The following is a 22,926-nucleotide window of genomic DNA, read 5'->3' on the forward strand; positions in this document are numbered from 1 at the left end:
AACCCATCGGAAACATCCCGCCAGCAGAGGCCGAAGCAAACTACCACGCAGCTCTGGAAACTCAGACCATGGCTGCGTAACTTAAATCAACCAGCCTCCGGCAAACCCGGCGCGGTTCATTGTCCCGAGTTCTTTCACGCCTTTGCGGAAGTCACCCAACCGACATCCGCTGGCCTCTACCTGACCGAGGCATTGGTCGACGACTTTTTGTCTAGCGCCGCCGTACCAAAGGGGGAGCGCTCAAAGAAAGATATCGAGCTCTGGGCCAAGCGTTTTCAACTAGAGTTTGGATCGGACCCCGCCGCGATGTTTGAAGAGCCTGCGTCACGGGGAGAGGTGAACAGCTGGCGGAAGCGCTGGCTTCACTCTCCGAAGCAGCACGATATGGCGGCCACCCATGCGACGCGTATCCTGAATTGGGCTGTTGAAGAGGGGAAACTGCGGGAACACCACTGTCACAAGCTGAAGAAGCTGTACGTCGCCAACCGGACCGAGATCGTCTGGACCTCGGACGATCTGAAAAGATTCAACCGCGTCGCCCCTAGGTGGGTGCAGCGCATCCTCGCTGTTGGATGTGAGACAGGACTGCGGGTGTCAGATCTTGTCCAGGTCCGTCTTGATCAGTTCGAGAAGACGCAGCACGGCCAGCGACTGCGGTTCAGGACCAGCAAGCGAGGGCGTGTCGCCTACATTCCTGTGACGCATTCCTTGCGCTGCCTGCTAGAGGAAACCCCCAATGGCCAGGAAACGCTGCTGGTCAGTGAGCTGGGCAAGCCGCTCTCGGCACGTTGGGCATCAAACCAAATTACGAAGTGGCGCCGCGAGGCAAAGGTGGAGCCGTGGGAAGATGGCCGCGAAAAGACGCTGGCGGATACGCGAGGCACGGCTGCAACGCGCCTTCTCAACGCTGACCTGTCGCTGCGCCAGATCGCAACGTTGATGGGGTGGTCCGTTCGCTACGCATCGCAGGTCATCGAAATCTACGCGCGTGTCAGTCCCGACGAAAGTGACGCCGTTCTGGCCCGCCTAGAAGCCGCCAGAACTCGTAGTGAGAAATGAAATTGTAAACGCACCTGTAAACAGCGGGGCCGCTACACAGAAGGGAGTGACGCAAGTGCTTGAAGATAAATGGAGGCGAGTACCGGAATCGAACCGGTGTACACGGATTTGCAATCCGCTGCGTCACCACTCCGCCAACTCGCCAGAGTGATGCACTCTCTAGGGCCCCGCCGCGGGGGCGTCAAGCGGTTATGGGCCCGCCTGGAAGATTCCTCGTGCCGTGGATTGCCCCTTCACCTGCGCCCGGCTCTGCGGTTAGGATTCGATATCGAGTGGCGTACCCAGTGCAGATTTCCGAAGACCTGCCCATCGTGTCCGGCGTGGCGTCGCGTCAGCCGGGATTGTGGCGGAAATAAGAGTGTGGAAACCGGCCCGGGGTTGTTCTAACCCTTGATCGAAAAGGTTTTTTGCCTGTGTTGAGGAGTGAGCAAACGTGAGTGATGCATATTCGGCAACGTTGAAGCTGCTGCAGGGCAGATTCATCGACGGGCTTCCCGAGATGCTGCGCCCGGTCAAGGAGACGCTCGGGCGCGAGAATGTCGAGCTCGCCGAGATCCACGATCTGCATCGCATCCTGCACGAGGCGGCGGGCAACGCCGGGATGCTCGGGTTCACCGATCTGCACCGGCTTCTCAAGGACGCGCTCAGGATGCTCGAGACCGCCGAGGCCGAGAACCGCACCCTCACGGATCCCGAACGCAACGCCCTGATCGTGGCGCTGGCGGGCATCATGCGGGCGCGGGAGGCGGCTCTTTGAAGCACGTTCCCGGCCTGTTCGCGGCGCTTCTCGCAGCACAGATCGGCTGTGCCCTGCCTGCCCTGGCGCAAAGCACAGCAGATGCGCCCGCCATCCAGTCCCGCGCCACCGAAACGCTGCGCCGCACGGTGCGCTTCGACGAGATCGGCTTTGATGCCGGCATCGAGTTCCGCCAGCTGTCCGGCGAGGTCACGTTCTTCCTGCCGGCCGCGCGCGCCGGGGCCATCGAGGGCGCCATGCTGCGCATCGAGCTCGAGCATGGCGAGAGCATGCAGACCGAGCGCTTCCTGTCGGTCGCAATGGCCGACCGCGTGATGAAGGTGGCATCGCTCGAAGGCAGTTCCGGTCGCATGACCGTCGAGGTGCCGGTGCCCGACGGCGCGATCTCGGGCGGTTTCCTCAAGGTCACGCTCGGCTACTCCGGGGCGCATTCCGAGCAGCTCTGCATCGATGAGCGGGCCTCGGGTGATTTCGTCTTCATCCGTCCGGGCTCCGCGCTCGAGCTCTATGTACGCGGCGGCGAGCTGGACAGCCCGCTCGATGTGGCGCGGCTGATGCCGCGCGACAAGCGGCTCGTGCTGGATGGCGAGGGGCCGGAGATGCTGCCCTTCGCGATGATGGCCGGTGCCGCCTATGATGCCGAGTTCGGTGCGGTGCGGGTTGGCGGCAGCGATGCCGGTGGCCGGGAATGGACCAGCGGTGCGCTGGTGGCCGGGCGCGACAGGGCGCGCGGCGGCCGCGTCGAGGTCATGGCGCTGGACGGGCGCCCGGCACTTGGGTTCGGTGGCAGCGATCCGGCGCTTGGTCTGGCCCTGCTCGAAAGCGAGTGGCAGGCGCTGGCAGCGGTCGACGGCATTGCGCCGGTCTCGCTCGATGGCGCAGAGGAGGCCTCCTCGCGGATCACCTTCGCGGAGCTCGGTGCGCCGAAGCTGCGGCAGAACGTGGTCGGCAGCTCGACCTTCACCTTCAACTTCGCCGCCGATGCGCTGCCGTCAGGCACGCTGCCCGAGCGGCTCGAGCTTCTGGTCGCGGCGGCCAACTCCGCCTCGGGGCGTGGCGTCGCGGTCAGCGTCTTCGTAAACGACTCGATGGTCGGGTCGCGGCCGCTCGACAGCGCCGAGCCGGAATGGATGGATTTTGCCCTGCCCGCCGGGCTCATCGGGCGCGACAACCAGGTCGACATCCTCGTGCAACGGCAGGTCGAGGGGGGCGGCTGCCGCTTCGCGCCGCAGGGATACCCGGCCGAGATCCTGCCGCAGAGCCGCTTCGTGCTGGGGGACGGACCTGCGCCGGGCGACGACTTCTTCCTCATGCGGCAGGCCTTCCGCGACGGCGTCACCGTGGTGGCAGAGCCGGGCGCGGCCGAGAGCGCATGGCCGCTGTTGCTGCCGCTTGCGGGCGCTCTGATCCCCGATCGTGCGACGGTCACCGGCGCGGCGCAGCTGTCGCAGGCCGAGGGGCCGTTCATCTATGTCGGCGCCAACCCGCCGGCGGGCAGCGATCCGGCGCTGCGTTTCGATCAGGGCGCGGTCGAGATCCTCGACGGCGACGGCGGGGTGATGTTCGCGGGATCCGGGCTCGAGGCACTGAGCTTCGTGCAGGTGGTCGAAACCGAGCAGGGGGCGGGCATCTGGATCCGCCCCGGTGATGGCCCGGCGCCGCAGCCGACCCGTTCGATACCGCTGCAGCTCGACCGGGGACAGCTGGCGATCCTCGATCAGGACGGGCTGGTGCTGTCGGTGGCGCGCAGCCGCACCGACCTGCTGCAAATCAGCTATCCCGACCAGACCGACCTGCTGCAGCTGCTGGCGAAGTACCGCCCGTGGATCGTCGGCGCGGCATGGCTGGCGCTGACGCTGTTGCTGATCCGCTTCCTTCAAGGTGTCTACCGGAAGCGCCGGGACAGCTCCGAGGGCTGATCGGTGGCGCTCGACGCGGAAAGCGAGGCCATCGGCAACCTGCTCTACGATCGGGGCATCCTGACCGACGAGCAGCTCGACGAGGCCGAGGACCTTGCCGAGGCCTGGAACCTTGGCCTCGTCGAGGTGCTGCTGGGCAAGCGCTGGCTGAAGGCCGCCACGATCTACCGCGAGCTTGCCTATTACTACGACGTGCCGCTGCTGGACCTGTCCGAGACGCCAGCCGACACTGCGCTTCTGCGCCGCTACGACGTCACCGAGATGACCGAGGCGCAGGTGATCCCCGTCCGCGAGGAGAATGGCCGCCTGACCGTGGCGACCGCGCGGCCCGGGCCTGTCACGCTGGTGAGGATCATCGAAATCTTCGGCAGCGAGGTCGACATCGCCGTTGCGACGCGGCTCGACATCTCGCTGGCGCTGCAGAGTGCGTTCCGCGAGGAACAGTCGCACGAGGCGGTCTACGGGCTGGCCGAGACCGACCCCGTGATGTCGGCCTCGAACGTGATCCTGCCGGCGCAGGTGGTGGTGCTTTACGGTTGCATCAGCCTGTTCCTGCTGGGGCTGGCTTTTGCGCCTGTGCCGACGCTGATCGCGCTCAACGTCGTGATGACGGTGTTCTATCTCGGCAACTTCCTGTTCAAGGCGACGCTGGTCTGGGTCGGCAGCGAGGCGCAGGAGCGCATGTCGCAGTCGATCGCCGCCGAGGCGGCGATGCTGCATGATGACGAGTTGCCGGTCTACACCGTGCTGGTGCCGATGTTCCGCGAGCCCGAGGTGCTGCCGATCCTCACCAACGCGCTGCGCAACCTCGACTATCCGCTGGCCAAGCTCGACATCAAGATCGTGCTGGAAGAGAGCGACCACGACACCATCGAGGCGGCGCGCTCGCTCGACCTCGAGGGGGTGTTCGAGATCGTGCTGGTGCCGGCGTCGCATCCGCAGACCAAGCCCAAGGCCTGCAACTACGCGCTGCAATACGCGCGGGGCGACTTCCTCGTGATCTTCGACGCCGAGGACAAGCCCGAGCCCGACCAGCTCAAGAAGGTGATTGCCACCTTCCGGCAGTCCTCGCCCAACACCGCCTGCGTGCAGTGCCGCCTGAACTACTACAACGCGCAGGAAAACTGGCTGACGCGGATGTTCACGCTCGACTACTCGCTGTGGTTCGACCTGATGCTGCCCGGCCTGCAGCGCCTCGGCGTGCCGATCCCGCTGGGCGGCACCTCGAACCACTTCCGCATGGACGTGCTGCGCCAGCTCAAGGCGTGGGATCCGCATAACGTGACCGAGGATGCCGACCTCGGCATCCGCCTCACGCAAAAGGGCTATCGGGTGGGGGTGATCGACTCGACCACCTTCGAGGAGGCCAACGTCTCGATCCCCAACTGGATCCGCCAGCGCTCGCGCTGGATCAAGGGCTACATGCAGACCTTCCTCGTGCACACGCGCCGCCCCATCCACCTGGCGCGCACCGTTGGGCTGCCGGGGCTGATCGGCTTTGTGTTCTTCATCGGCGGCACCTTCCTGTCGGGTCTGCTGAACCCGATCTTCTGGGGCATCTTCGTGCTTTGGATGATCTTCGGCGCGCAGCTCATCGAGCCGTATTTCCCGCCCGCCATCCTCTACATGTCGCTGATCAACCTGCTCGCGGGCAACGCGCTGCTGATCTACCTGACGATGGTGGCCCCGTTCCGCCGGCGCTGGACCTATCTCGCGCCGTGGGGCGTGACGGTGGTGGGCTACTGGGTGCTGATGACCATCGCCTCCTACAAGGCGCTGAAGCAGCTGGTGTCGAACCCGTTCTACTGGGAGAAGACCCAGCACGGCCTGTCCAAGCACACCGCCGCCGAGCTCAAGGCGGCCGGTGACGAGGGCGAGGCGGCGACGTGAGGGATCTGGTCTGGAAGATCGCCCTCTGGCTGCTGGTCAGCGCGGCGATGCTGCTGCCTATCGCCTGGGTCGAGGGGCATGGCTTCCTGTCTTCCGCCACCATCCAGATGTGGGCCAAGGCCATCGTGCTGACCGACGGGCCCGCGGTGTTCCGCGCCACCGACGCCTTCTTCCCGCCGTTGCCCTTCGCCATCGCACTGGTGATGCAGGTGCTGAGCGGCGGGACCGACATCCCGCTGCCGCATGTGCTGAGCGCGGCGGTTGGCGGGCTGCTGGCGGTTGCGTGGTACTACAACCTCATCAACCGGGCGGCCTATGACCGTCTGTCGGCGGTGCTGGTGGTGCTGCTTCTGGTGCTGAACCCGGTCTTTCTGCGCTCTCTGAGCGAGGGGCCGAGCATGATGTTCCTCATCCTCGGCGCGTGGCTCTTCTTCAGGGGGCTGGTGAACATCCGCCTGTTCGGCACCGCGCCCGACATGATGAAGGTGGCGCTGGGGCTCCTGGTCGCGACCATGTCGCACGAACTGGGCGTGCTTTTCGCGCTGGCCACGCTTCCGGCGCTGGTGCTGGCGGCGCGTCCGAGCCTGCTTCTGGTTTCGCCTTCGGGCTATCTCGTGTCGATGTTCTTTCCGGTGGTCGCCGCGGTGCTGTCGCTGTTCTTCGTCAGCGCGGTTCTGAAGACCGATTTCTTCGCGGTGCAGTTGCTGTCGCCCGACAGCGCATGGGCCGGGGCCACCTTTCTCGCGATCTTCTGTCTTCTGCCAGTGCCGCTGATGGTGATCTTCCGGCTGTTCCTCCAGCCGCGATTCTCGATGCCGCTCGGTGGCATGCTGCTGACGCTGGTCGGCATGGCTCTGCTGAACCGGGTCTACCCGGTGGAGCCCGATCCGGTCCTTGTGGCCGCCCCTGCGCTTGGCGCGATCCCGGTCGCGGCGCGCTGGTGGACGCGCACCTCGCTGCGCTCGACGCCGCTGGCCGCGCTGATGGTGCTCTCGGCGATGCTGGGCGGCTGGGCGCTGGGCACTCTGGGAACGCCGGAGAGCCGTGCCTGGCTGCAGGCGGCGAGCGGGCGGATGGTGACCAACCCTGTGGCGCAGGCAGCACATGTCGCGGCGTTCCTGCGCGACCGCGACGAGGTTCTCGCAGATGTCGAACGCCATCCAGATCTTGTCGCGGCGCTGGGAAATGCGAGCAATTTCATCGCGGCAGGCGATCCGGCCTATGATCGCGTGCTGTTCGGCGGTCGCCCGGCTGGAAAGTTCGTTGTCATCGGGGTGGATGAAAATGATCCAGTTGTTCGGGATCGCCTGTTGCGAGCGCTACCGAGACTGAAGAATAACAACGATTCGAGATTCGATCTCGTATATGACACGGGCAGCTGGATGGTTTACCGTGTGAACAGAGCAGGAGACACCTAAGTGCGGAAGTTTATCGCGGTCGACGACTCCGAGATCGCGCGAGAACTCATCAAGGCGACATTGGCCGATTTCGGCTATCACGACGTCTCGTCCTTCGGGAATCCGAAAGAGGCGCTCGAAAGCATGTCGGCCTCCGAAGTCGCAGCCGATCTGGTGCTGCTGGATGTGATGATGCCGGAAATGGATGGGGTCGAGCTTTGTGCGCGGATCCGGGCACTCGACAAGTGGCGCGACGTGCCAATCGTGATGCTCACCAGCCGCGAGGACAAGAGCACGCTGTCGCGGGCGTTCATGGCGGGTGCCAACGACTACCTGACCAAGCCCTTCGATCGCATCGAGTTCCAGGCGCGCCTGAGGGCGCAGCTGCGCCTCAAGGCCGAACTCGACCGGCGCAAGTCTGGTCCGCGCAACGCGCGCGCGTCGCGCCGCGCCCGCTCGCAATTCTCGCTGCCGGGTCTGCTGGCTGATCGCGACGCGCTGCAGGATGCGCTCGCTCAGGTAAGCGAAGAGCGGCTCGACGGGCTTGGTGTCTTTGCCCTTTCGGTCGACGCCACGGCGCGCAACACCGTCGATTTCAGCACCCGCGAGCGGCAGGCGATCCTTGCCGCGGTGGCCGAGGTGTTGGCGCAGGTGCGGATGCCGGCGGGCAACATGCTGGCGCATTGGGAGGGCGACACCTTTTGCGGTGCGTCTCTGGTGCACGATGACGACGCGCTGCTTGCGGATGTGCGCGACCTCGCGATGTCGGTCAAGCGGGCGCTGGAATCGATGCCGGGCAAGCTCAAGGGCGCGTTGCCGGGCGTGAGCGTCGGAGTCACGCTTCCGGGCACCGCCGGCACCGTGTCGGAGGCGCTTGGCAAGGCGTTCGGCGCGCTCGAGGAGCAGGCGCAGAAAGGCGGCAACGGGATCAAGGTCGCGGGCGCCAGCCAGCGGAACCACTAGGGAGCGACAGGTCATGCCCAACCGACTGGCGCGCGGTTTCCGAAGCAGCTTCGTGGCGCTTGTGCTGACAAGCGGGGCAATGCTGCTGTTCTTCCTGCACTACGACTACCAGCGCACCATGCGCGAGGGCGAGGTGCGCCTGACCCATGTTGCCGACCTCTTCAACCAGCATTTCCTCAGTGCCCTCGAGCTCGCAACCGTACGCGCCGAAGCGATGACCGAACGGCTGGGGGCCTTCAATCTCTACCGGGTCCCTGCACTCGAGGCCGAGCTGGGCGGCGGGCTGCGCGAGTTTGTCGAAAATGTCGACCAGATCGCAGCGATGTTGGTCATCGACCACGAGGGGGCGGTGCGCTGGTCCTCGATCGAGGGCGTTCTCGGCCTCTACCTCAATGACCGGGATTATTTTCAGGGCACGCTCGACGGGGCCGGAAAAGGCTATGTGATCGGTGCGCCGCTGGATTCGACGATCACCGGGATGCGCGTGACCCCGATTGCCTGGCCGATCATCTCCGAGACGGGGGAGGTCTCCGGTGTGATGGCGTCCTCGCTCGAGGCCAGCTATTTCCGCAGATTGCTGGAAGAGACCCGCTTCGATCCCGAGATGCTGGTCGATATCCGCTCGGTGGAGGGCACGGCCGCCTTCAGCTCGGAAGGGTTCTCGAAAGTAGGCGAAAACCGGCTCGTCACGGTGTCCTCGCCGATCGAGGGTACCGGGCTGAAGACCGTGATGGCGCTGCCGCGTTCGGTCGTGATCCGCAGCTTCCTGCTGCGTGCTGTGGCCTTTACTGCCGTCTACGCGCTGCTCTCGGGGCTCGCGCTCTACGCCGCGATCCTGGCGCATCGCCGGATGCTGGCACTGCGCGCAAGCCTCGCGCAGACCGAGCGCGAGGCCTGGAATGCGAAGCAGGCGGCGAGCCAGTTCCAGGCAATCTTCCAGAACGTCGAGGATGGCATCATCGTCTTCGACGCGCTTGGGGAGTTCCGGACCTCGAACCTTCGCGCGCAGGAGTTGTTCGGCGTCGACAATGCCGGTGCCGCGGTCGAGCGCTTCCGCGCCAGCGCCCCGGTCGAGCTCGAGCATCTCGTCGACAGCACGTCGTTCATCTTTGTCCCCGACGCGGGCAGCCATCACGGCGTCATCGGCCGCGAGATCCGCTGCAAGGTGAGCCGGGTCGAGGCGGTCGAAGGGCACACGCTCTACTGCGTGCTGACCGACGTGTCGGCCGAAGAGCGGCTGATCCGGGCGCGCACCGCCTTTGTCGAGACCGTGAACCACGAACTGCGCACGCCGCTGACCTCGCTCAACGGCGCGATGCGGCTGCTGAGCTCGCGCTTTGGCAACGAGTTGCCGCCGAAGGCGCGTCAGCTGCTCGATCTGGCCGAACGCAACGCCAGCCGTCTGATGATGCTGGTCAACGACATCCTGACCCTGCAGGCGATGGATCAGGGCCGGCTCGATGTCACGCTCGCGACCGTGCGCGCCAACGACATCCCGCGCGAAGCCGTGACCAACATGCAGGGCTATGCCGATGGCTTCGGCGTCGGCCTGCTGCTGGAGTTGCAGAACACCGGCGCCTCGGTCCAGGTCGATCCGCAACGGATGCAGCAGGTGATGGACAACCTGATCTCCAACGCGGTGAAATACTCGCCACAGGGCGAAAGCGTGGAGATCTCGAGCGCGCTGACCGAGACCGAGGTCGTGATCCGGGTGCGCGATCACGGGCCTGGCATTCCCGCAGCGGCGCAGGGCGCGATTTTTGAGCGTTTCGCCAAGCCCGCGCACGGACCGGACACCCAAGCGAGCGGAACCGGGCTTGGACTGGCGATTTCCCGCGAACTGGTCGAGCGCATGGGTGGGACTTTGTCTCTCGAAAGCATACATCTGACGGAAACCGGTGGTGACCGGGCGCACGGATCGACCTTCATCGTGCGTCTCCCGCTGGCGCAGATGGACCAACGGAGTGCCGCGGAATGAAAGTTCTATTCGTCGACAACGAGACCGACATCGTCACGCTGGTCGAGCTCGCGCTCGACGGCGAGGACGATATCGAGCTGACCGCAGTGACCTCCGGCGAGGCCGCCATGGGCGAGATCGCTTCCGGCGGCTACGACATGTTCGTCTTCGACCTGATGATGCCGCCGCCCGACGGGCGCCAGCTGTTGCGGGCGGTGCGCAGCGACCCCGCCAACGCCGGCAAGCCGGTGCTGATGTGCACGGCGAAATCCGATGCGGTGGCCAATGACGACCTGCGCGATGCCGGCGCCACCGATGTCCTGCCCAAGCCATTCGATCCGCTGTCGCTGGCAGACGTCCTGCGCGAGATCCACGCGGATGGCTGAGGCGCGGCGCGGCGTAGTGCCGGGAGCGCTGGCGGCGCTGCTGATCTCGGCGGTGCAGGCCGGGGCGGCTGCCTGGCCGCGGGCGGAGGGGCAATCCTTCCTGTCCTATTCCTACCAGTTCCAGATCAACGAGACGACGGACCGCAACTACTCGTCGCTGTATTACGAATACGGCGTGACCGAACGGCTGACTTTCGGCATCGACGCCGGGCGCAGCGATGGATCGGGCGACCTCACGGGGCTCTTCTTCCTCCGCAGGCCGGTGCTGTCGACCGATGCCGGCACCTGGATCTCGGCCGAGCTGGCAGTTGGTGCCATCGAGATCGAGGACGAGATCTATGGCGTGGTGCGCCCCGGTCTGTCCTGGGGGCGCGGATTCCAGTCCGGGCTGGGCAATGGCTGGGCCGGGGTCGAATCGTCCTATGCTTTCCGGGGCGATGGGTCCGAGGAGGGCAAGATCGACGCCACGATCGGGCTCAACCATGCCTCTGGCTCGCTGTCGCTGGTGCAGCTCCAGTATGCCGCCCCCACCGGCGGCGAGGACAGCGTCTCGATCGCGCCGTCGCACGTGATCAGCCTGACCCGCGGAGTCTTCCTCGAGCTTGGGGGCGCCTACAAGTTGACGAATGACGCAACCTCGCTGAAAATCGGGCTCTGGAGCGAGTTCTGAGGCGGCTCCCGGCGCCGAGACCTGAAGCCCTTGCATTTGCCGCCATGTGTCGGAACCTTTGACCGGGCAGCCTCGTTGACTTGTCAAAGGACACATCGATCAAGGGAGCCAGGATCATGGCGAATACCACGGCAAACACCCCGACCAGCAGCACAGCCTCGACCAGCACGAGCAGCAAGGACCGCGACCTTGACGCGCTGAGCGATCAGATCGCGACCCTGCGTGGCGATCTTTCGGCCCTGACCGAGATGGTCGGCGATATCGGCAGCCGTCGTGGCCGCGAAGCCAAGGCGAAGGCCAAGGCCAAGGCTGACGACGTGCGCGGGCAGGGCGAAGAGATGCTGCGCGACGCCGGTCGCCGCGTGGCGGATTTCGAAGATCAGGCAATCGGCCAGATCCGCGCAACGCCGCTGCAGGCGGTCGGCATCGCGGCTGCCGCCGGCTTCCTGCTGGGCTACCTCAACTCGCGGAGGTAACACCCGCCCATGTTCTACGCGCTCGAGCTTCGGCTGCGTCTCATCATCCGCCGCATCGTCTTTGGCGCGCTCGCGCTGATCGCGCTGATCGTGTCGGCGGTTTACTTCACCCGAGCCGGGCTCGTTGCGCTGGCGGAGCTGTATGATACGCAGACCGCTCTGCTGATCGTCGGCGGGATCTACCTTGCGCTGGCGCTGATCCTGCTTCTCATGGCGAACCGCCGCAAGGTGCCGGCGCCGCCGCCACCGCCGGCGACCAGCATCGCCAGCCTGCTCGAGGCCTTCCTCGCCGGGCGTGCGGCAGGCACCGCCGCAGGTCGACGCGGTGATGACGACGACGATTGACGGATCAACGGGCGCCCCAAGCGGGCGCCCGTTTCCGTTGCGGCAAATGTGACCTCTTCCGACATTGCGGCACCGTGGCAAGTGTGGCAGAACCATAGGGACCATACTGAACGGAAGAGTTTAGCGGATGACCGATTTCGCCACGCGCCGCCGCATGATGGTGGATACGCAGGTCCGGCCCTCGGACGTCACCAAGTTCCCGATCATCGATGCCATGCTCCGCATCCCGCGCGAGGCCTTCGTGCCCGATGCCGAGAAGGAAGCCGCCTATGCCGGCCGCAACGTGCGTCTGGCCGAGAACCGGGTGGTGCTCGAGCCGCGGACGCTGGCCAAGATGCTCGACGCGGTGAATATCGACAACGACGACCTCGTGCTCGATATCGGTGCCGGCTTCGGCTATTCCTCGGCGGTCATCGCCCGCATCGCGGAGGCGGTGGTCGCGGTCGAGGAGGACGAGGCGTTCACCTCCGAGGCGCAGAGCCTGCTGGTCGAGCATGGCGACAACGTGGTGTTCCACGAAGGCGCTCTGGCGCAGGGTGCCGCAGAGCATGGCCCTTATGATGCCATCGTGATCGAGGGCGGGGTGGCGCAGCTTCCCGAGGAGATCACCGCGCAGCTCAAGGATGGCGGCCGTATCGTGTGCCTGTTCATGGAAGGTGCACTCGGCACGGTCCGGGTCGGATGGAAGATCGACGGTGCGATCACCTGGCGCTTCGCCTTCAACGCGAGTGCGCCGGTGCTGCCCGGTTTTGAAAAGCAGGACGCCTTCGCTCTCTGAGGCGCCCGCGAGACGTGCTGCTGGAAGGGGAGGCCGATGGCGCGCAAGTCCGTTCTTGGAATGCTGGCCGGTGTCTGCCTTGCGGCCGTGACATCGGCTCCGGTCGCGGCTGAGTCTCTCGCCAGTGCGCTCTCGAGCGCGTACATCACCAGTGGCCTTCTCGACCAGAACCGTGCCGTGCTGCGCGCCGCCGACGAGGACGTCGCGCAGGCGGTGGCGGCATTGCGCCCGGTCATCAACTGGACCGGCACCGTCACCCGCAGCTTCGGCGCGCAGAACGCGGCATCGACCGGCGGCATGTGGGTCGACTACGCCACCACCACCGCCAGTGCCGACCTCGTGGCCACGCTCGTGCTCTATGCCGGCGGCGCGCGGTCGCTGAGCCTCGATGCCGCCCGCGAGGCGGTGCTCGCCACGCGGGCCGGTCTCGTCGGGGTCGAGCAGCAGGTGCTCTACAACGGCGTATCCGCCTTCATGGAGGTTCGCCGCGCCCTCGAGACCGTGCAGCTGCGCCGCAACAACGTCCGCGTCATCGGCGAGGAACTGCGGGCTGCGCAGGATCGCTTTCAGGTCGGCGAGGTGACCCGCACCGACGTGGCCGCCGCCGAGGCGCGGCTGGCCGGCGCCCGCAGTCTGCTGGCCGCCGCCGAGGGCACGCTCGCGGTCAACCGCGAGGTCTACAACGCGGTGGTCGGTCGTTATCCCGAGAACCCGCAACCGCCCGTCGGGCTTCCGCGACTGCCGGCCGATCCCGCGACGGCCAAGGCGCAGGCGCTGCGGGAGCATCCCGATATCGTGCAGCTTCGCCACGTGGTGGCCGGCAGCGACATCGCGATCGCCATCGCCAAGGCGCGGATGAAGCCGACGGTCAACCTCGAGGGCCGCTTGGGCATGAGCGGCACCTTCGATTCGCCCTTTGCGTCCGAGAGAGGATCAGTGACGCTCGGCCTCAGCGGGCCGATCTACCAGGGGGGCGGGCTGTCGTCGGGTGTCCGTCAGGCCATGGCGAACCGCGATGCCTCGCGGGCGCAACTTTACACCGCCGGCCAGCAGGTCGAGCAATCCGTCGGCAGCGCCTTCGCGCAGCTGCGCATCGCACAGGCCTCGATCGTCTCCACGCGCGAGCAGGTGCGGGCCGCCCGGGTCGCGTTCGAGGGCATCCGCGAGGAGGCCTCGCTTGGCGCCCGTACGACGCTTGACGTGCTCGATGCCGAGCAGGAGCTTCTCGATGCGCGGGCGGCGCAGATCTCGGCCGAGGTCGACCAGACCATCGCGGCCTACGCCGTGCTGGCCTCGATCGGTCAGCTGACCGCCGAGCAGCTCGGGCTCGACGTGCCGCGCTACGATCCGGCCGCGTATTACGACCTCGTAAAGACCGCTCCGGTGACCTCGAGACAGGGCGAGGAACTCGACCGTGTCCTTCGTGCCCTCGGAAAAAACTAGGCATTGCACATCGGTTGTCTGGAATCATCCGTCGCGGTAGAGTTTCGCGAGGCAAGAGTGGAAGATGAATGTCCGACCCCGTGACGAATGTGGAAATCGAGGATGTGCTGTCCTCCATCCGGCGACTCGTCGCCGACGATGCCCGTGAGCAATCCGCCCCGCAAAGCGGGAAGGGGAAGCCTGAACGGTTGGTCCTGACCCCGGCGCAGCGTGTGCCGGACGATGCGCCCAAGCCCGCGACGGGCCGGGGAGACGGATCTTCGACAAAGCGTCCGGCCTCGGAAAATCGCCTGCGGGCAGAGCCCGGGCGCGCGCCAGCCCCGGCCTCTGTTGAGCGCGAGAACGTGGCGGTTCCGTTCCGTCTGAACCGCGATCCGAAGGCCGAGTCGCCGTCGCGCGAGCGGCCTGAAGCAGCAGAGCGCCCCGAGAGCGACAAGGCCGGCCCTGCCGCCGCCGCGCGTCGCCTGACCCTTGGGCTCACCGCCTCGGACGAAGAATTCGAAGAGATCTACGAAGACGGCGGAGACGAGCCGTCTTTCGATGCCTCGACCCTGCTCGGCAAGCTGGTCGAGGAAGAGCTGGCGCGGGCGTTGGCCTCGCCGGAGGAGAGCGATGCGCGCCCCAAGTTTGCGCGCTCGAGACCCGCGCAGGCGACAGCGCCGGCGCCCGCCGCCGAGACGCAGGACGCGGACGAGACAGCGCAACTGCTCGACCGGATCGCGGAGGTCGCCGGGGGCGATGCTGCGGACGCCGCGGATGATGGCATCCCGACCGCCGAGGTCCCGCTGCCGGAACCCGAACTGCCCGAAATGTCCCCGCGCATCCCCGAACCGGAGCTCGAAGACGAGCCGGCAGGCGATGTCGGGCTGGCCCAGAAGATCGCCGCGCTCGAGGCGATGATCGCCCGTCACAAGGGCGACGAGCCGGAAGCGCAGGTTGAGCCCGCGACGGTGCAGGAGCCGGAGCAGGGGGCGGAAATCGAGGCCGCGCCCGAGCCCGAGCCCGTGGCCGAGAGCCATGAGCCGCAGGGCGCGGAGGCCGCTTGCGCGGCCTTTGTCCACCGGCCGCAGAAGCCGTTGGAATGGCAGGACCACAAGCCCGATGAGGTCGTCGCCGAGGACCCCCGGCGAGCCGAAGCGCTGGTGCTTGAGGGGCCGACCTGGAAGGGCACGGATCGGGGCGATGTGCTGGCGGACACGCAGCACTTGCCCGACGTGGCGGCGTCCGAACATGGCGATGCGTTGCCCGCCCCGGTGGACCTGTTCGATGAAGAGATGCTGCGTGACCTCGTGACCGAGATCATCCGTCAGGAGCTGCAAGGCGCGCTCGGTGAGCGCATCACCCGCAACGTACGCAAGATGGTGCGTCGCGAGATCCATCGCATGGTGACCAGCGAGCATTTCGACTGAGGCCGGCCTGCGTGGCCGCTCCGGTCTGTCGCGACGATCACCGCCAATAAACCGAAAGGCGCTCCCCTTGCAGGGAGCGCCTTTCGTTCAACGTGCCGAACGTCTTGGGTAGTATCAGGCTGCTTCGGCGCGATCCGCCGCGGCTGCGGCGTTGCGGCGTTCGCTCTCTTCGCGCGACAGCGCGACAGAGGTGCGGATGCCCTTGCCGACAAATTCCATCAGGCCCTGAACGACACGTTCGTTCGGGTCGATGCCGGCACAGCTCAGAACTTCACGGCCGTCGCGCGACCGTGCCCAGCGGGCGATCTGCTCAGGGCCATTGCCGTATTTCTTGTCGTCGGCGATCGCGTCGTCGAGCGCAGCCAGAACCACGGCCGCAAAGAGCTTGCGTGCGCGGTTGCCCTGTTCGGCATTGAAGGCTGTGCTATCCACGAAATCTTTCATATTTCGACCTTTGATTATTGCTCTTGTCTTTTCCGGCGTGTGTGGCGTTATGAACCATTCCGTTCGATTCGGATACACCACAAACGCATGGCTGACATGCGCTCACAACATTGCTTATTTCTTACGCACACGATATTCGCTGTCTTGCATGGGCAGGACTGGCCAGATATAGGACCGGCCAGACAATCATCAACCTTTTGCCGAGGTTTCGCCCCTAATGCCCAAGATCAACGGTAACGAAATCCGCCCCGGCAACGTGCTCGAACACAATGACGGCCTGTGGGCCGCGGTGAAGGTCGATCACGTGAAGCCCGGCAAGGGCGGTGCCTTCGCCCAGGTCGAGATGAAGAACCTGCGCAACGGCTCCAAGCTGAACGAACGCTTCCGCTCCGCCGACAAGGTCGAGCGCGTGCGCCTCGAGCAGCGCGACATGCAGTTCCTCTATGAGGATGACGGCATGCTCATCTTCATGGACACCGAGACCTACGACCAGGTGCAGCTGCCGGCCGACATCCTCGGCGAGCGCCGCCCGTTCCTGCAGGACGGCATGACCATCGTGGTCGAGTTCTACGACTCCGAAGCGCTCAACGCCACGCTGCCGCAGAAGGTGGTTTGCAAGATCGCCGAGACCGAGCCGGTGGTGAAGGGCCAGACGGCCGCAAACAGCTTCAAGCCCGCGGTGCTCGACAACGGCGTGCGCATCTCGGTCCCGCCCTTCGTCGGGCAGGACGAGGACATCGTCGTGAACACCGAAACCATGGAGTATTCGGAACGCGCATAACCCGCGCGCCGACGACTCTTGTCCCCGTGCGATCCGGGGGCAGACATGACGAGATGACCAAAGGCCTCCGGCGCAAAGCCCAGGAGGCCTTTTTCATGATCGACCATCTTCTCCAATCTGATCTGCCGCAGGTGGCCAGCCTGCTGCGTGGGCTGAACGCCCTGCATGTGCAGCGGGTGCCGCAGCGCTTCCACGCCGAGGCGGACGATGCCGCGCTGGCGGGCATGCTGGCGCTGGACATCGATACCGGCGCCGAGGCGCTGGTCTACCGGGCCGAGGGCGTGGCGCGCGGCTACCTGCTCTGGCGGCTGCGCGAGGTGCCCCAGAGCGCTGTGGAGCGCCCTCGCAGCCTTGCGGTGCTCGACCACATCGCGGTGGCGCCATCCTGGCGGCGGCGCGGCATCGCGCGGCGGCTGGTGGCGGGCTTCGAGGCCGAGATCACCGCGCGCGACTGCGACGGGTGGGTGGCCCATGTCCACAGCTTCAACGGCGCCTCACGCAGGCTCATGCAGCGTGCCGGCGCAGCGCGGGCGGTGGAGGTCTACGAAAAGCGGCTCGGCTGAACGCTGCCCGGCTCAGGCGCCGGAGGCGTCGAGCAGGCCGCTGACCATGCCGCGGTAATTCGCCCCGAAGAGCCGCAGATGCACCAGCGCCGGGAACAGCTGATAGATCGGGCGGCGCTCCGCTCGGCCCGGCTCGGTGCCGCCGTATCCGGACCAGAAGGCCTCGGGCGGGGTGCCGAACAGCTCAAGCATGGCGAGGTCGACCTCGCCGTCGCCGTGGTAACAGGCCGGATCGATCATCCATGCGGTGTCGTGCCCAAAGAGCGCGTTGCCGGTCCAGAGATCGCCATGCAGCAGGGCAGGCGGCGGGGCCTCGGGCAGACGCTCGGGCAGGGCGGCGGCCAGCGTCTCGACCCTGTGGGCCAGATCCGAGGGCAGGTGCGGCAGGAAGGGCAGCAGGCGGCGCTCGGCCCAGAACGCGGGCCAGCTCTGCGCTGCGCCATTCTTGATCGGGAGCGGCCCGAAGGCGTAATCCTCGGGCCAGCCGTAGCCGGTGCCGCAATGTTCGTGCAGCGCCACCAGCCCGGCGCCGAGCGCTTCCCAGCTCTCGGGAGCGGGCCGCGCCTCCTCGAGCCAGTCGAGGCAGAGCAGGTCTCCGGCCTGATGCAGAACGCCGGGCACCGGTGCGCCGGCGGTGGCCATGGCGGCGAGCATCCGGGCCTCGGTATCGACCCGTGCGCCGCGCTTCACCGCCATCACCCGGCCGTCGCTCAGCGTGACCTTCAGTACCTCCGAGAGGTCGCCGCCATGCAGCGGCTGCGCCGAGGTGATCTCGGCGCCGAAGACCGGCTCGAGCGCCGAGAGGCTCATGGCGTGTAGCGCACCGTCGCGCCGTCGGCCGTCATGTCGCCCTTGGCGCGATCGAAGCGCAGGTAGGCGATGCCGTGGCCCTCGGCCTGCGTGTAGAGTGTGCCGGCTGTCTTCTCGCCGGCGAGGATGTCGCTGCCGACCGGCGCGCTGCCGCTCACGTCGACCTGCGCGAGCCCCTTGCGCAGCTCGGTCTTGTGCTTCATCCGCGCGGTGACTTCCTGCCCGACATAGCAGCCCTTGCGGAAATCGACGCCGTTGAGGCGCTCGAACCCGGCTTCGAGGATGAAGGTGTCCGGCGTCAGCTCGACGCCGCTCTCGGGGACGCAGGCGGCGACGCGCAGCGCGTCCCAGTCGGCCTCCCCCCCGGTCTGGCCGTCATAACCGCGCCAGCCCATGCGCGGGTCGCGCGGATCGATGAAGGCGCCCTCCGGCTCTGGGCCGGTGCCACGGGTCACCGCGATGTCGGTCTCGGCGATCGCGACCTTGGAGCGCAGCTTGTACATTGTCAGCATGCGCTGCAGGTCCGGCGCCAGCGCCGCATCCACATCGATCAGGATGTCCTCGCCCTTGGGCACAAGGAAGAAATCGGCGCGGTACTTGCCCTGCGGCGTCAGCATGGCCGCGTAGACCAGCCCGTCCTTCAGGCCTGCCACGTCATTGGTCACCAGTCCCTGCAGGAACTGCTCCGCCTCCGGGCCGCTCACCCGAAGCACCTTGCGTTCGCTCGTCATCGCGCTCTCCCGATCTGTCCGTCGCGTCGTCTGCCCGCAATCTAGGATGCTTGGGCGGCGGGTGCGAGGGGGGTGGCTCAGGTTTCCGAGAACTGCAATGCGTGCAGCCGCGCAAAGGTGCCGCCGCGGGCCAGCAGCTCGTCATGGGTGCCTTCCTCGACCACCTGGCCCTGATCCATCACCACGATCTTGTCGGCATGGCGGACGGTCGAGAGCCGGTGCGCGATGACCAGCGTGGTGCGGCCCTTGGCGAGGGCGTCGAGCGCCTTCTGCACGACTGCCTCGGACTGCACGTCGAGGGCCGAGGTGGCCTCGTCGAGCAGCAGGATAGGCGTGTCGCGCAGGATGGCGCGGGCGATCGCCACGCGCTGGCGCTGGCCGCCCGAGAGCGACGATCCGCGCGGACCGACTTGCGCGTCGAGCCCGCCCTCGAGGCGGGGCAGGAAATCGGCCACGTGGGCGGCCTCGAGCACCTCCTGAAGGCGCTCCTCGGAGATGTCGCCGCGGCCGAGCAGGATGTTCTCGCGCAGAGATTCGTCGAACAGCAGGGCTTCCTGGCTGACCACCGAGAACAGGCCCCGCAGCTCGGCGAGCTTCATGTCGGAAACCTCGGTGCCGCCAATCTCGACCCGTCCGCTGGCCGGATCGACGAGCCGGGTCAGCACGTTGAAGATGGTCGACTTGCCGGCGCCCGAGGCCCCGACCAGCGCGGTGGTCTTGCCGGCCTCGGCAGTGAAGCTGGTGCCGCGCAGGACGGGCGCGTCGCCGTAGGAGAGCTGCACGTCATCGAGCACGATGCCCGGCACACCCTGCGGCGCAGGCTTGGGATCGGCGGGATCGCGCAGCGCCGGAACCATGTCCATCAGTTCCTTCAGACGCTCGATCGAGGCGGCGGCGATCTGCCAGGTGCCGCTCACCGCGCCCAGCCGGCGCAGCGGTTCGAAGGCCAGCGCGATGGCGGTGAAAAAGGCCATGAAGTCGCCGACGGTCTTCTCGCCGGCAATGATCTCGCGGCCGCCGTAGAACAGCACCCCGATGAAGCCGATGCCGGCCATGATATCGATCAGCGCCGGGATTGAGGCGCTGCCGAGAGAGGACCTGACCTCGGTGCGGATGCGCTTCCTGGTGAGCTTTGCGTAGCGCCCGGCCTGGTACTCTTCGAGACGGTTGAGCTTGACCGGCACGATGCCGTGGAAGATCTCGTTCAGGCGGGTCGACAGACCGGCCGAGATGTCGCGCGCCTTGCGGGCGTGCCTGCGCACGTAGCGCTGCGCGAACATCGACGGAAGCAGCATCAGGGGCGCCCCGATCAGGGCGACAAGGGTCCAGCGCCAGTCGATCGCAAGCGCCACGCCGAACAGCGAGAACAGGGCGATCACGTCACGACCTGCCCCGGTGATGATGATCTTCCAGACCTTCGCGATGCTGCCCACGTCGCCCTCGACGCGCTGCATCAGGTAGCCGGGCCCGTAGGCTTGGTGGAAGGTGCCGTCGAGACTTATGAGGTGGCTGACAAGGTCGTTGCGGATATCGCCGACGGTGATCTGCGCGATCTGCGACATCAGCACCTTCTGGATCACGCTCGCCACCGCGCGCGCCAGGAAGCTGCCGAAGATCACCAGCCCGACCCACCAGATCGCATCCGAATTGCCGCCGACGAAGACGTTGTCGAACATCGGCTTCATCATGTAGCTGAGCAGGCCGAACATGGTGCCCTCGATGCTCATGAAGGCAAGTGCGACGAGCAGCAGCCAGCGGTGCTTCCAGAGGTAGTTCCGCCACAGCCAGCTGAACAGATGGCCGGAGTTTTCCGTGCGCCCGCTCACGCCAGGTCTTCCGGAGGACGCTTGGCGTCGAACCCGGCCTGAATGGCCTTGCCGTCGTATTCGGTCCGGACCCACTCCTCGAACGGGATCGGAGCGCGGCGGTTGCGGGCGGCGTAGACATCAAGAATGTAGCCCTGAACGCCGGTGCGGGTGAACTCGAGGTGGATGTATTTCAGCCCAAGCTGCTTGCGCGCGACCTCAACCGGGACGCCTTCGAACACCATCAGGTACACCGCCGAGGCAAAGCCGGCGCGGTCGGCACCTGACTTGCAGTGGAACATCATCGGGCGTTCGGCATCGCGCAGAGTGTCGATCAGGGTGAGGATGCGCTCGCGCTTAGGCGCGGAGCGGGCCCAGAGCTTGGCGTGTTTCAGGGTCAGCCCGAGCTTCTCGCAGCTCTCCTTTTCAAAGAGGTAATGCGAGAACTTCTCTTCGCCGCGCAGCGTGATCACCGTCTTGATGCCCATCTTCGCGTATTTCTCGAAGCGCCGGTGGGTCGGGTGGTTCGAGCGCCAGACGCCCGGCGCGATCTGCCAGAAATTGGTCCAGACCGTGCGCAGCCAGGCGTGGTCGAAGAGGTTGTAATGAAACTGCGACAATGCCCGCGCCGCGGGGGTCGAGATATCCTTGCCGAACGACCGGCGCAGGCGCCGCTCGCGGTGTTCGATCTTTCCCCAGAGCTTTGAGAGCATGTGTGACGTCCCCATGGCCTTGCGGCGGTTTAGTGGCCTTGGCCGCGCGTGGCAAGCGGCGGGGCGGATTGACGCCGCCGCGCCCATGCTTAGGTTGACGCCGACCCCGGATTTTCAAGGGGGGACTTTCACGGAGAAAACCCATGTCACTTGCCCACGGTCGCCCGTACCTGGCCATTCCCGGTCCGTCGGTCATGCCCGATGCGGTGCTGCGCGCGATGCACCGCGCCTCACCGAACATCTACGAAGGCGAGCTTGTCGACATGGTGGCGGCGATGATCCCCGACCTGCGCCACGTGGCACAGACCGAGGGGCACGTGGCGATCTACATCTCCAATGGTCACGGCGCGTGGGAGGCCGCACTGTCGAACGTGCTGGCCGAGGGCGACAAGGTGCTTGTGCCCGCGACCGGGCGTTTCGGCCACGGCTGGGCCGACATGGCGGTGGGGCTGGGCATCGAGCCTCAGATCATCGACTTCGGCCGCAAGACGCCGCTCGATCCGGTCCGCGTGGCCGAGGCGCTGGAGGCCGACACCGGCCACACGCTGAAGGCTGTGCTGGTCACCCATGTCGACACCGCGAGCTCGGTGCGCAACGACGTGGCGGCGGTGCGACGGGCGCTCGATGATCTTGGCCACCCTGCGCTTCTGATGGTCGACTGCATCGCCTCGCTGGCCTGCGACGAATTCCGGATGGACGCGTGGGGCGCGGACGTGATGGTGGCAGGCTCGCAGAAGGGGCTGATGGTGCCGCCGGGGCTGAGCTTCGTGTTCTTCAACGATCGCGCCGCAGAGCGCCGCGCCGCGATGAAACGGGTGAGCCGCTACTGGGACTGGACACCGCGCGCCAATCCCGAGTTCTTCTACCAGTATTTCGGCGGCACGGCGCCTGCACATCACCTCTACGGCCTGCGCGCCGCGCTCGACATCATTCGCGCCGAGGGCATGGAGGCGATCTGGAAGCGCCATGCCACGCTCGCCCGCGCGATCTGGGCGGCGGCGGATGTCTGGGGCTCGGACGGCCCGCTGTCGATGAATGTCGAAGACCCATCGGTGCGCAGCCACGCGGTCACCGCGTTGCGGGTGGGCGCGCCCTATGGCGCCGAGCTGCGCAAGTGGACCGACACCGCGGCGGGTCTCACGCTGGGCATCGGGCTGGGCATGTCGGAGCCGGACGATCCGATGGGCACCGGCTTCTTCCGCATCGGTCACATGGGGCATGTCAACGCCCACATGGTGCTGGGCGCGCTCGGGGTGATCGAGGCCGGTCTGCACGCGGTCGGCATCCCGCATGGGCGCGGCGGTGTCGCGGCAGCGGCCGAGGTGATCGGGGCCGCCGTCTGATCGCGCGCGGGGCGGCTCAGGCCGCGCCGTTCAGCCGCCGGTCGAGCAGGGTGATGAGGTGGTTCACCGCCACCCCGGCCAGCGCCACCGCGCCGAGCCCCCAGCTCACCCAGATCACGCCGAAGATCCAAAGCATGTTGATGAACAGGAAGAACAGCGCGGACGAGGTGTAGTCCGGGGCTGGTTGGCGCGTGCGGTTGTCCATGGGCAGATCCTCAGAGCTCGGCGCGGGTCACCAGCATAGCACAGGTGACACCGCGACTTTGGGATCGAACCCTTTACGCAAG

General features: G+C 66.5%; 23 protein-coding genes and 1 tRNA gene. 17 read left to right on the plus strand and 7 right to left on the minus strand.

Annotated features, from left to right (window positions below; all coding sequences use genetic code 11):
- Positions 1-1,059: tyrosine-type recombinase/integrase (locus JF542_RS24535; protein ID WP_277988614.1), on the plus strand; the 1,059-nt coding region annotated here is incomplete at its 5' end.
- Between the two features lie 70 nt (positions 1,060-1,129).
- Here the strand turns inward: JF542_RS24535 and JF542_RS14330 are convergent.
- A tRNA-Cys gene (locus tag JF542_RS14330) sits at positions 1,130-1,203 on the minus strand.
- 289 nt (positions 1,204-1,492) lie between these two features.
- Between JF542_RS14330 and JF542_RS14335 the strand changes: the two genes are divergently transcribed.
- The 13 genes from JF542_RS14335 to JF542_RS14395 all read left to right on the plus strand — a co-directional run bounded on the left by JF542_RS14335 (position 1,493) and on the right by JF542_RS14395 (position 15,449).
- Positions 1,493-1,816 (plus strand): hypothetical protein, encoded by a 324-nt coding sequence (locus JF542_RS14335; protein WP_144266900.1) that lies wholly within the window; start codon positions 1,493-1,495, stop codon positions 1,814-1,816.
- Positions 1,813-3,735: a cellulose biosynthesis cyclic di-GMP-binding regulatory protein BcsB gene (locus JF542_RS14340; RefSeq protein WP_207076329.1), complete on the plus strand. Its 1,923-nt coding sequence runs from the start codon at positions 1,813-1,815 to the stop codon at positions 3,733-3,735. The genes JF542_RS14335 and JF542_RS14340 overlap by 4 nt, the downstream gene beginning before the upstream one ends.
- 3 nt (positions 3,736-3,738) lie before the next feature.
- On the plus strand, positions 3,739-5,625 hold the full coding sequence (locus JF542_RS14345) for a glycosyltransferase family 2 protein (protein WP_207076330.1): 1,887 nt from the start codon (positions 3,739-3,741) through the stop codon (positions 5,623-5,625).
- Positions 5,622-7,043, plus strand: a complete 1,422-nt coding sequence (locus tag JF542_RS14350; protein ID WP_207076331.1) for a hypothetical protein — start codon at positions 5,622-5,624, stop codon at positions 7,041-7,043. Before JF542_RS14345 ends, JF542_RS14350 begins: the two co-directional genes overlap by 4 nt.
- Positions 7,044-7,985 (plus strand): response regulator, encoded by a 942-nt coding sequence (locus tag JF542_RS14355; protein ID WP_207076332.1) that lies wholly within the window; start codon positions 7,044-7,046, stop codon positions 7,983-7,985.
- A gap of 13 nt (positions 7,986-7,998) precedes the next feature.
- A complete protein-coding gene (locus JF542_RS14360; protein ID WP_207076333.1) occupies positions 7,999-9,963 on the plus strand; it encodes an ATP-binding protein in 1,965 nt (654 codons plus the stop codon).
- A complete protein-coding gene (locus JF542_RS14365; RefSeq protein WP_007797297.1) occupies positions 9,960-10,328 on the plus strand; it encodes a response regulator in 369 nt (122 codons plus the stop codon). The genes JF542_RS14360 and JF542_RS14365 overlap by 4 nt, the downstream gene beginning before the upstream one ends.
- Positions 10,321-10,998 (plus strand): hypothetical protein, encoded by a 678-nt coding sequence (locus JF542_RS14370; RefSeq protein WP_207076334.1) that lies wholly within the window; start codon positions 10,321-10,323, stop codon positions 10,996-10,998. Before JF542_RS14365 ends, JF542_RS14370 begins: the two co-directional genes overlap by 8 nt.
- A gap of 116 nt (positions 10,999-11,114) precedes the next feature.
- A complete protein-coding gene (locus JF542_RS14375; RefSeq protein ID WP_007797301.1) occupies positions 11,115-11,474 on the plus strand; it encodes an ElaB/YgaM/YqjD family protein in 360 nt (119 codons plus the stop codon).
- 9 nt (positions 11,475-11,483) lie between these two features.
- Positions 11,484-11,819: a phage holin family protein gene (locus tag JF542_RS14380; RefSeq protein ID WP_207076335.1), complete on the plus strand. Its 336-nt coding sequence runs from the start codon at positions 11,484-11,486 to the stop codon at positions 11,817-11,819.
- Positions 11,820-11,946: 127 nt separating this feature from the next.
- The gene (locus tag JF542_RS14385) at positions 11,947-12,597 is read left to right on the plus strand and encodes a protein-L-isoaspartate O-methyltransferase family protein (RefSeq protein ID WP_207076336.1); all 651 of its coding nucleotides are present in this window, start codon (positions 11,947-11,949) and stop codon (positions 12,595-12,597) included.
- Positions 12,598-12,633: 36 nt separating this feature from the next.
- Positions 12,634-14,040, plus strand: a complete 1,407-nt coding sequence (locus tag JF542_RS14390; protein ID WP_207076337.1) for a TolC family outer membrane protein — start codon at positions 12,634-12,636, stop codon at positions 14,038-14,040.
- A gap of 68 nt (positions 14,041-14,108) precedes the next feature.
- The gene (locus JF542_RS14395) at positions 14,109-15,449 is read left to right on the plus strand and encodes a hypothetical protein (protein ID WP_207076338.1); all 1,341 of its coding nucleotides are present in this window, start codon (positions 14,109-14,111) and stop codon (positions 15,447-15,449) included.
- A 114-nt stretch (positions 15,450-15,563) separates the two neighbouring features.
- Here the strand turns inward: JF542_RS14395 and JF542_RS14400 are convergent, their stop codons facing one another.
- Positions 15,564-15,893 (minus strand): DUF6280 family protein, encoded by a 330-nt coding sequence (locus tag JF542_RS14400; RefSeq protein ID WP_007797315.1) that lies wholly within the window; start codon positions 15,891-15,893, stop codon positions 15,564-15,566.
- A gap of 217 nt (positions 15,894-16,110) precedes the next feature.
- Between JF542_RS14400 and efp the strand changes: the two genes are divergently transcribed.
- Together efp and JF542_RS14410 are read left to right on the plus strand one after the other, a co-directional pair.
- A complete protein-coding gene (gene efp, locus JF542_RS14405) occupies positions 16,111-16,674 on the plus strand; it encodes an elongation factor P (protein WP_007797318.1) in 564 nt (187 codons plus the stop codon).
- A 95-nt stretch (positions 16,675-16,769) separates the two neighbouring features.
- Positions 16,770-17,237 (plus strand): GNAT family N-acetyltransferase, encoded by a 468-nt coding sequence (locus tag JF542_RS14410; RefSeq protein ID WP_242533765.1) that lies wholly within the window; start codon positions 16,770-16,772, stop codon positions 17,235-17,237.
- A gap of 12 nt (positions 17,238-17,249) precedes the next feature.
- On the opposite strand, the gene JF542_RS14415 is transcribed toward JF542_RS14410, so the two are convergent.
- The 4 genes from JF542_RS14415 to JF542_RS14430 form a co-directional block, all read right to left on the minus strand.
- Positions 17,250-18,047 (minus strand): fructosamine kinase family protein, encoded by a 798-nt coding sequence (locus tag JF542_RS14415; protein ID WP_207076340.1) that lies wholly within the window; start codon positions 18,045-18,047, stop codon positions 17,250-17,252.
- Positions 18,044-18,778 carry a CAF17-like 4Fe-4S cluster assembly/insertion protein YgfZ gene (ygfZ, locus tag JF542_RS14420; protein ID WP_207076341.1) on the minus strand — a complete coding sequence of 245 codons (735 nt, stop codon included), beginning with the start codon at positions 18,776-18,778 and terminating at the stop codon, positions 18,044-18,046. The genes JF542_RS14415 and ygfZ overlap by 4 nt, the downstream gene beginning before the upstream one ends.
- A gap of 77 nt (positions 18,779-18,855) precedes the next feature.
- Positions 18,856-20,604 carry an ATP-binding cassette domain-containing protein gene (locus JF542_RS14425; protein ID WP_207076342.1) on the minus strand — a complete coding sequence of 583 codons (1,749 nt, stop codon included), beginning with the start codon at positions 20,602-20,604 and terminating at the stop codon, positions 18,856-18,858.
- A complete protein-coding gene (locus JF542_RS14430) occupies positions 20,601-21,296 on the minus strand; it encodes a phosphatase domain-containing protein (protein WP_207076343.1) in 696 nt (231 codons plus the stop codon). The genes JF542_RS14425 and JF542_RS14430 overlap by 4 nt, the downstream gene beginning before the upstream one ends.
- Before the next feature lie 143 nt (positions 21,297-21,439).
- Here JF542_RS14430 and JF542_RS14435 point away from each other — a divergent pair, with 143 nt between their 5' ends.
- On the plus strand, positions 21,440-22,639 hold the full coding sequence (locus JF542_RS14435; protein WP_207076344.1) for a pyridoxal-phosphate-dependent aminotransferase family protein: 1,200 nt from the start codon (positions 21,440-21,442) through the stop codon (positions 22,637-22,639).
- Between the two features lie 16 nt (positions 22,640-22,655).
- Here the strand turns inward: JF542_RS14435 and JF542_RS14440 are convergent, their stop codons facing one another.
- Positions 22,656-22,844 (minus strand): hypothetical protein, encoded by a 189-nt coding sequence (locus tag JF542_RS14440; protein WP_007797338.1) that lies wholly within the window; start codon positions 22,842-22,844, stop codon positions 22,656-22,658.
- Positions 22,845-22,926: the final 82 nt, after the last annotated feature.

The organism is Salipiger bermudensis (genome assembly GCF_017309175.1).
Lineage (GTDB): Bacteria > Pseudomonadota > Alphaproteobacteria > Rhodobacterales > Rhodobacteraceae > Salipiger > Salipiger bermudensis.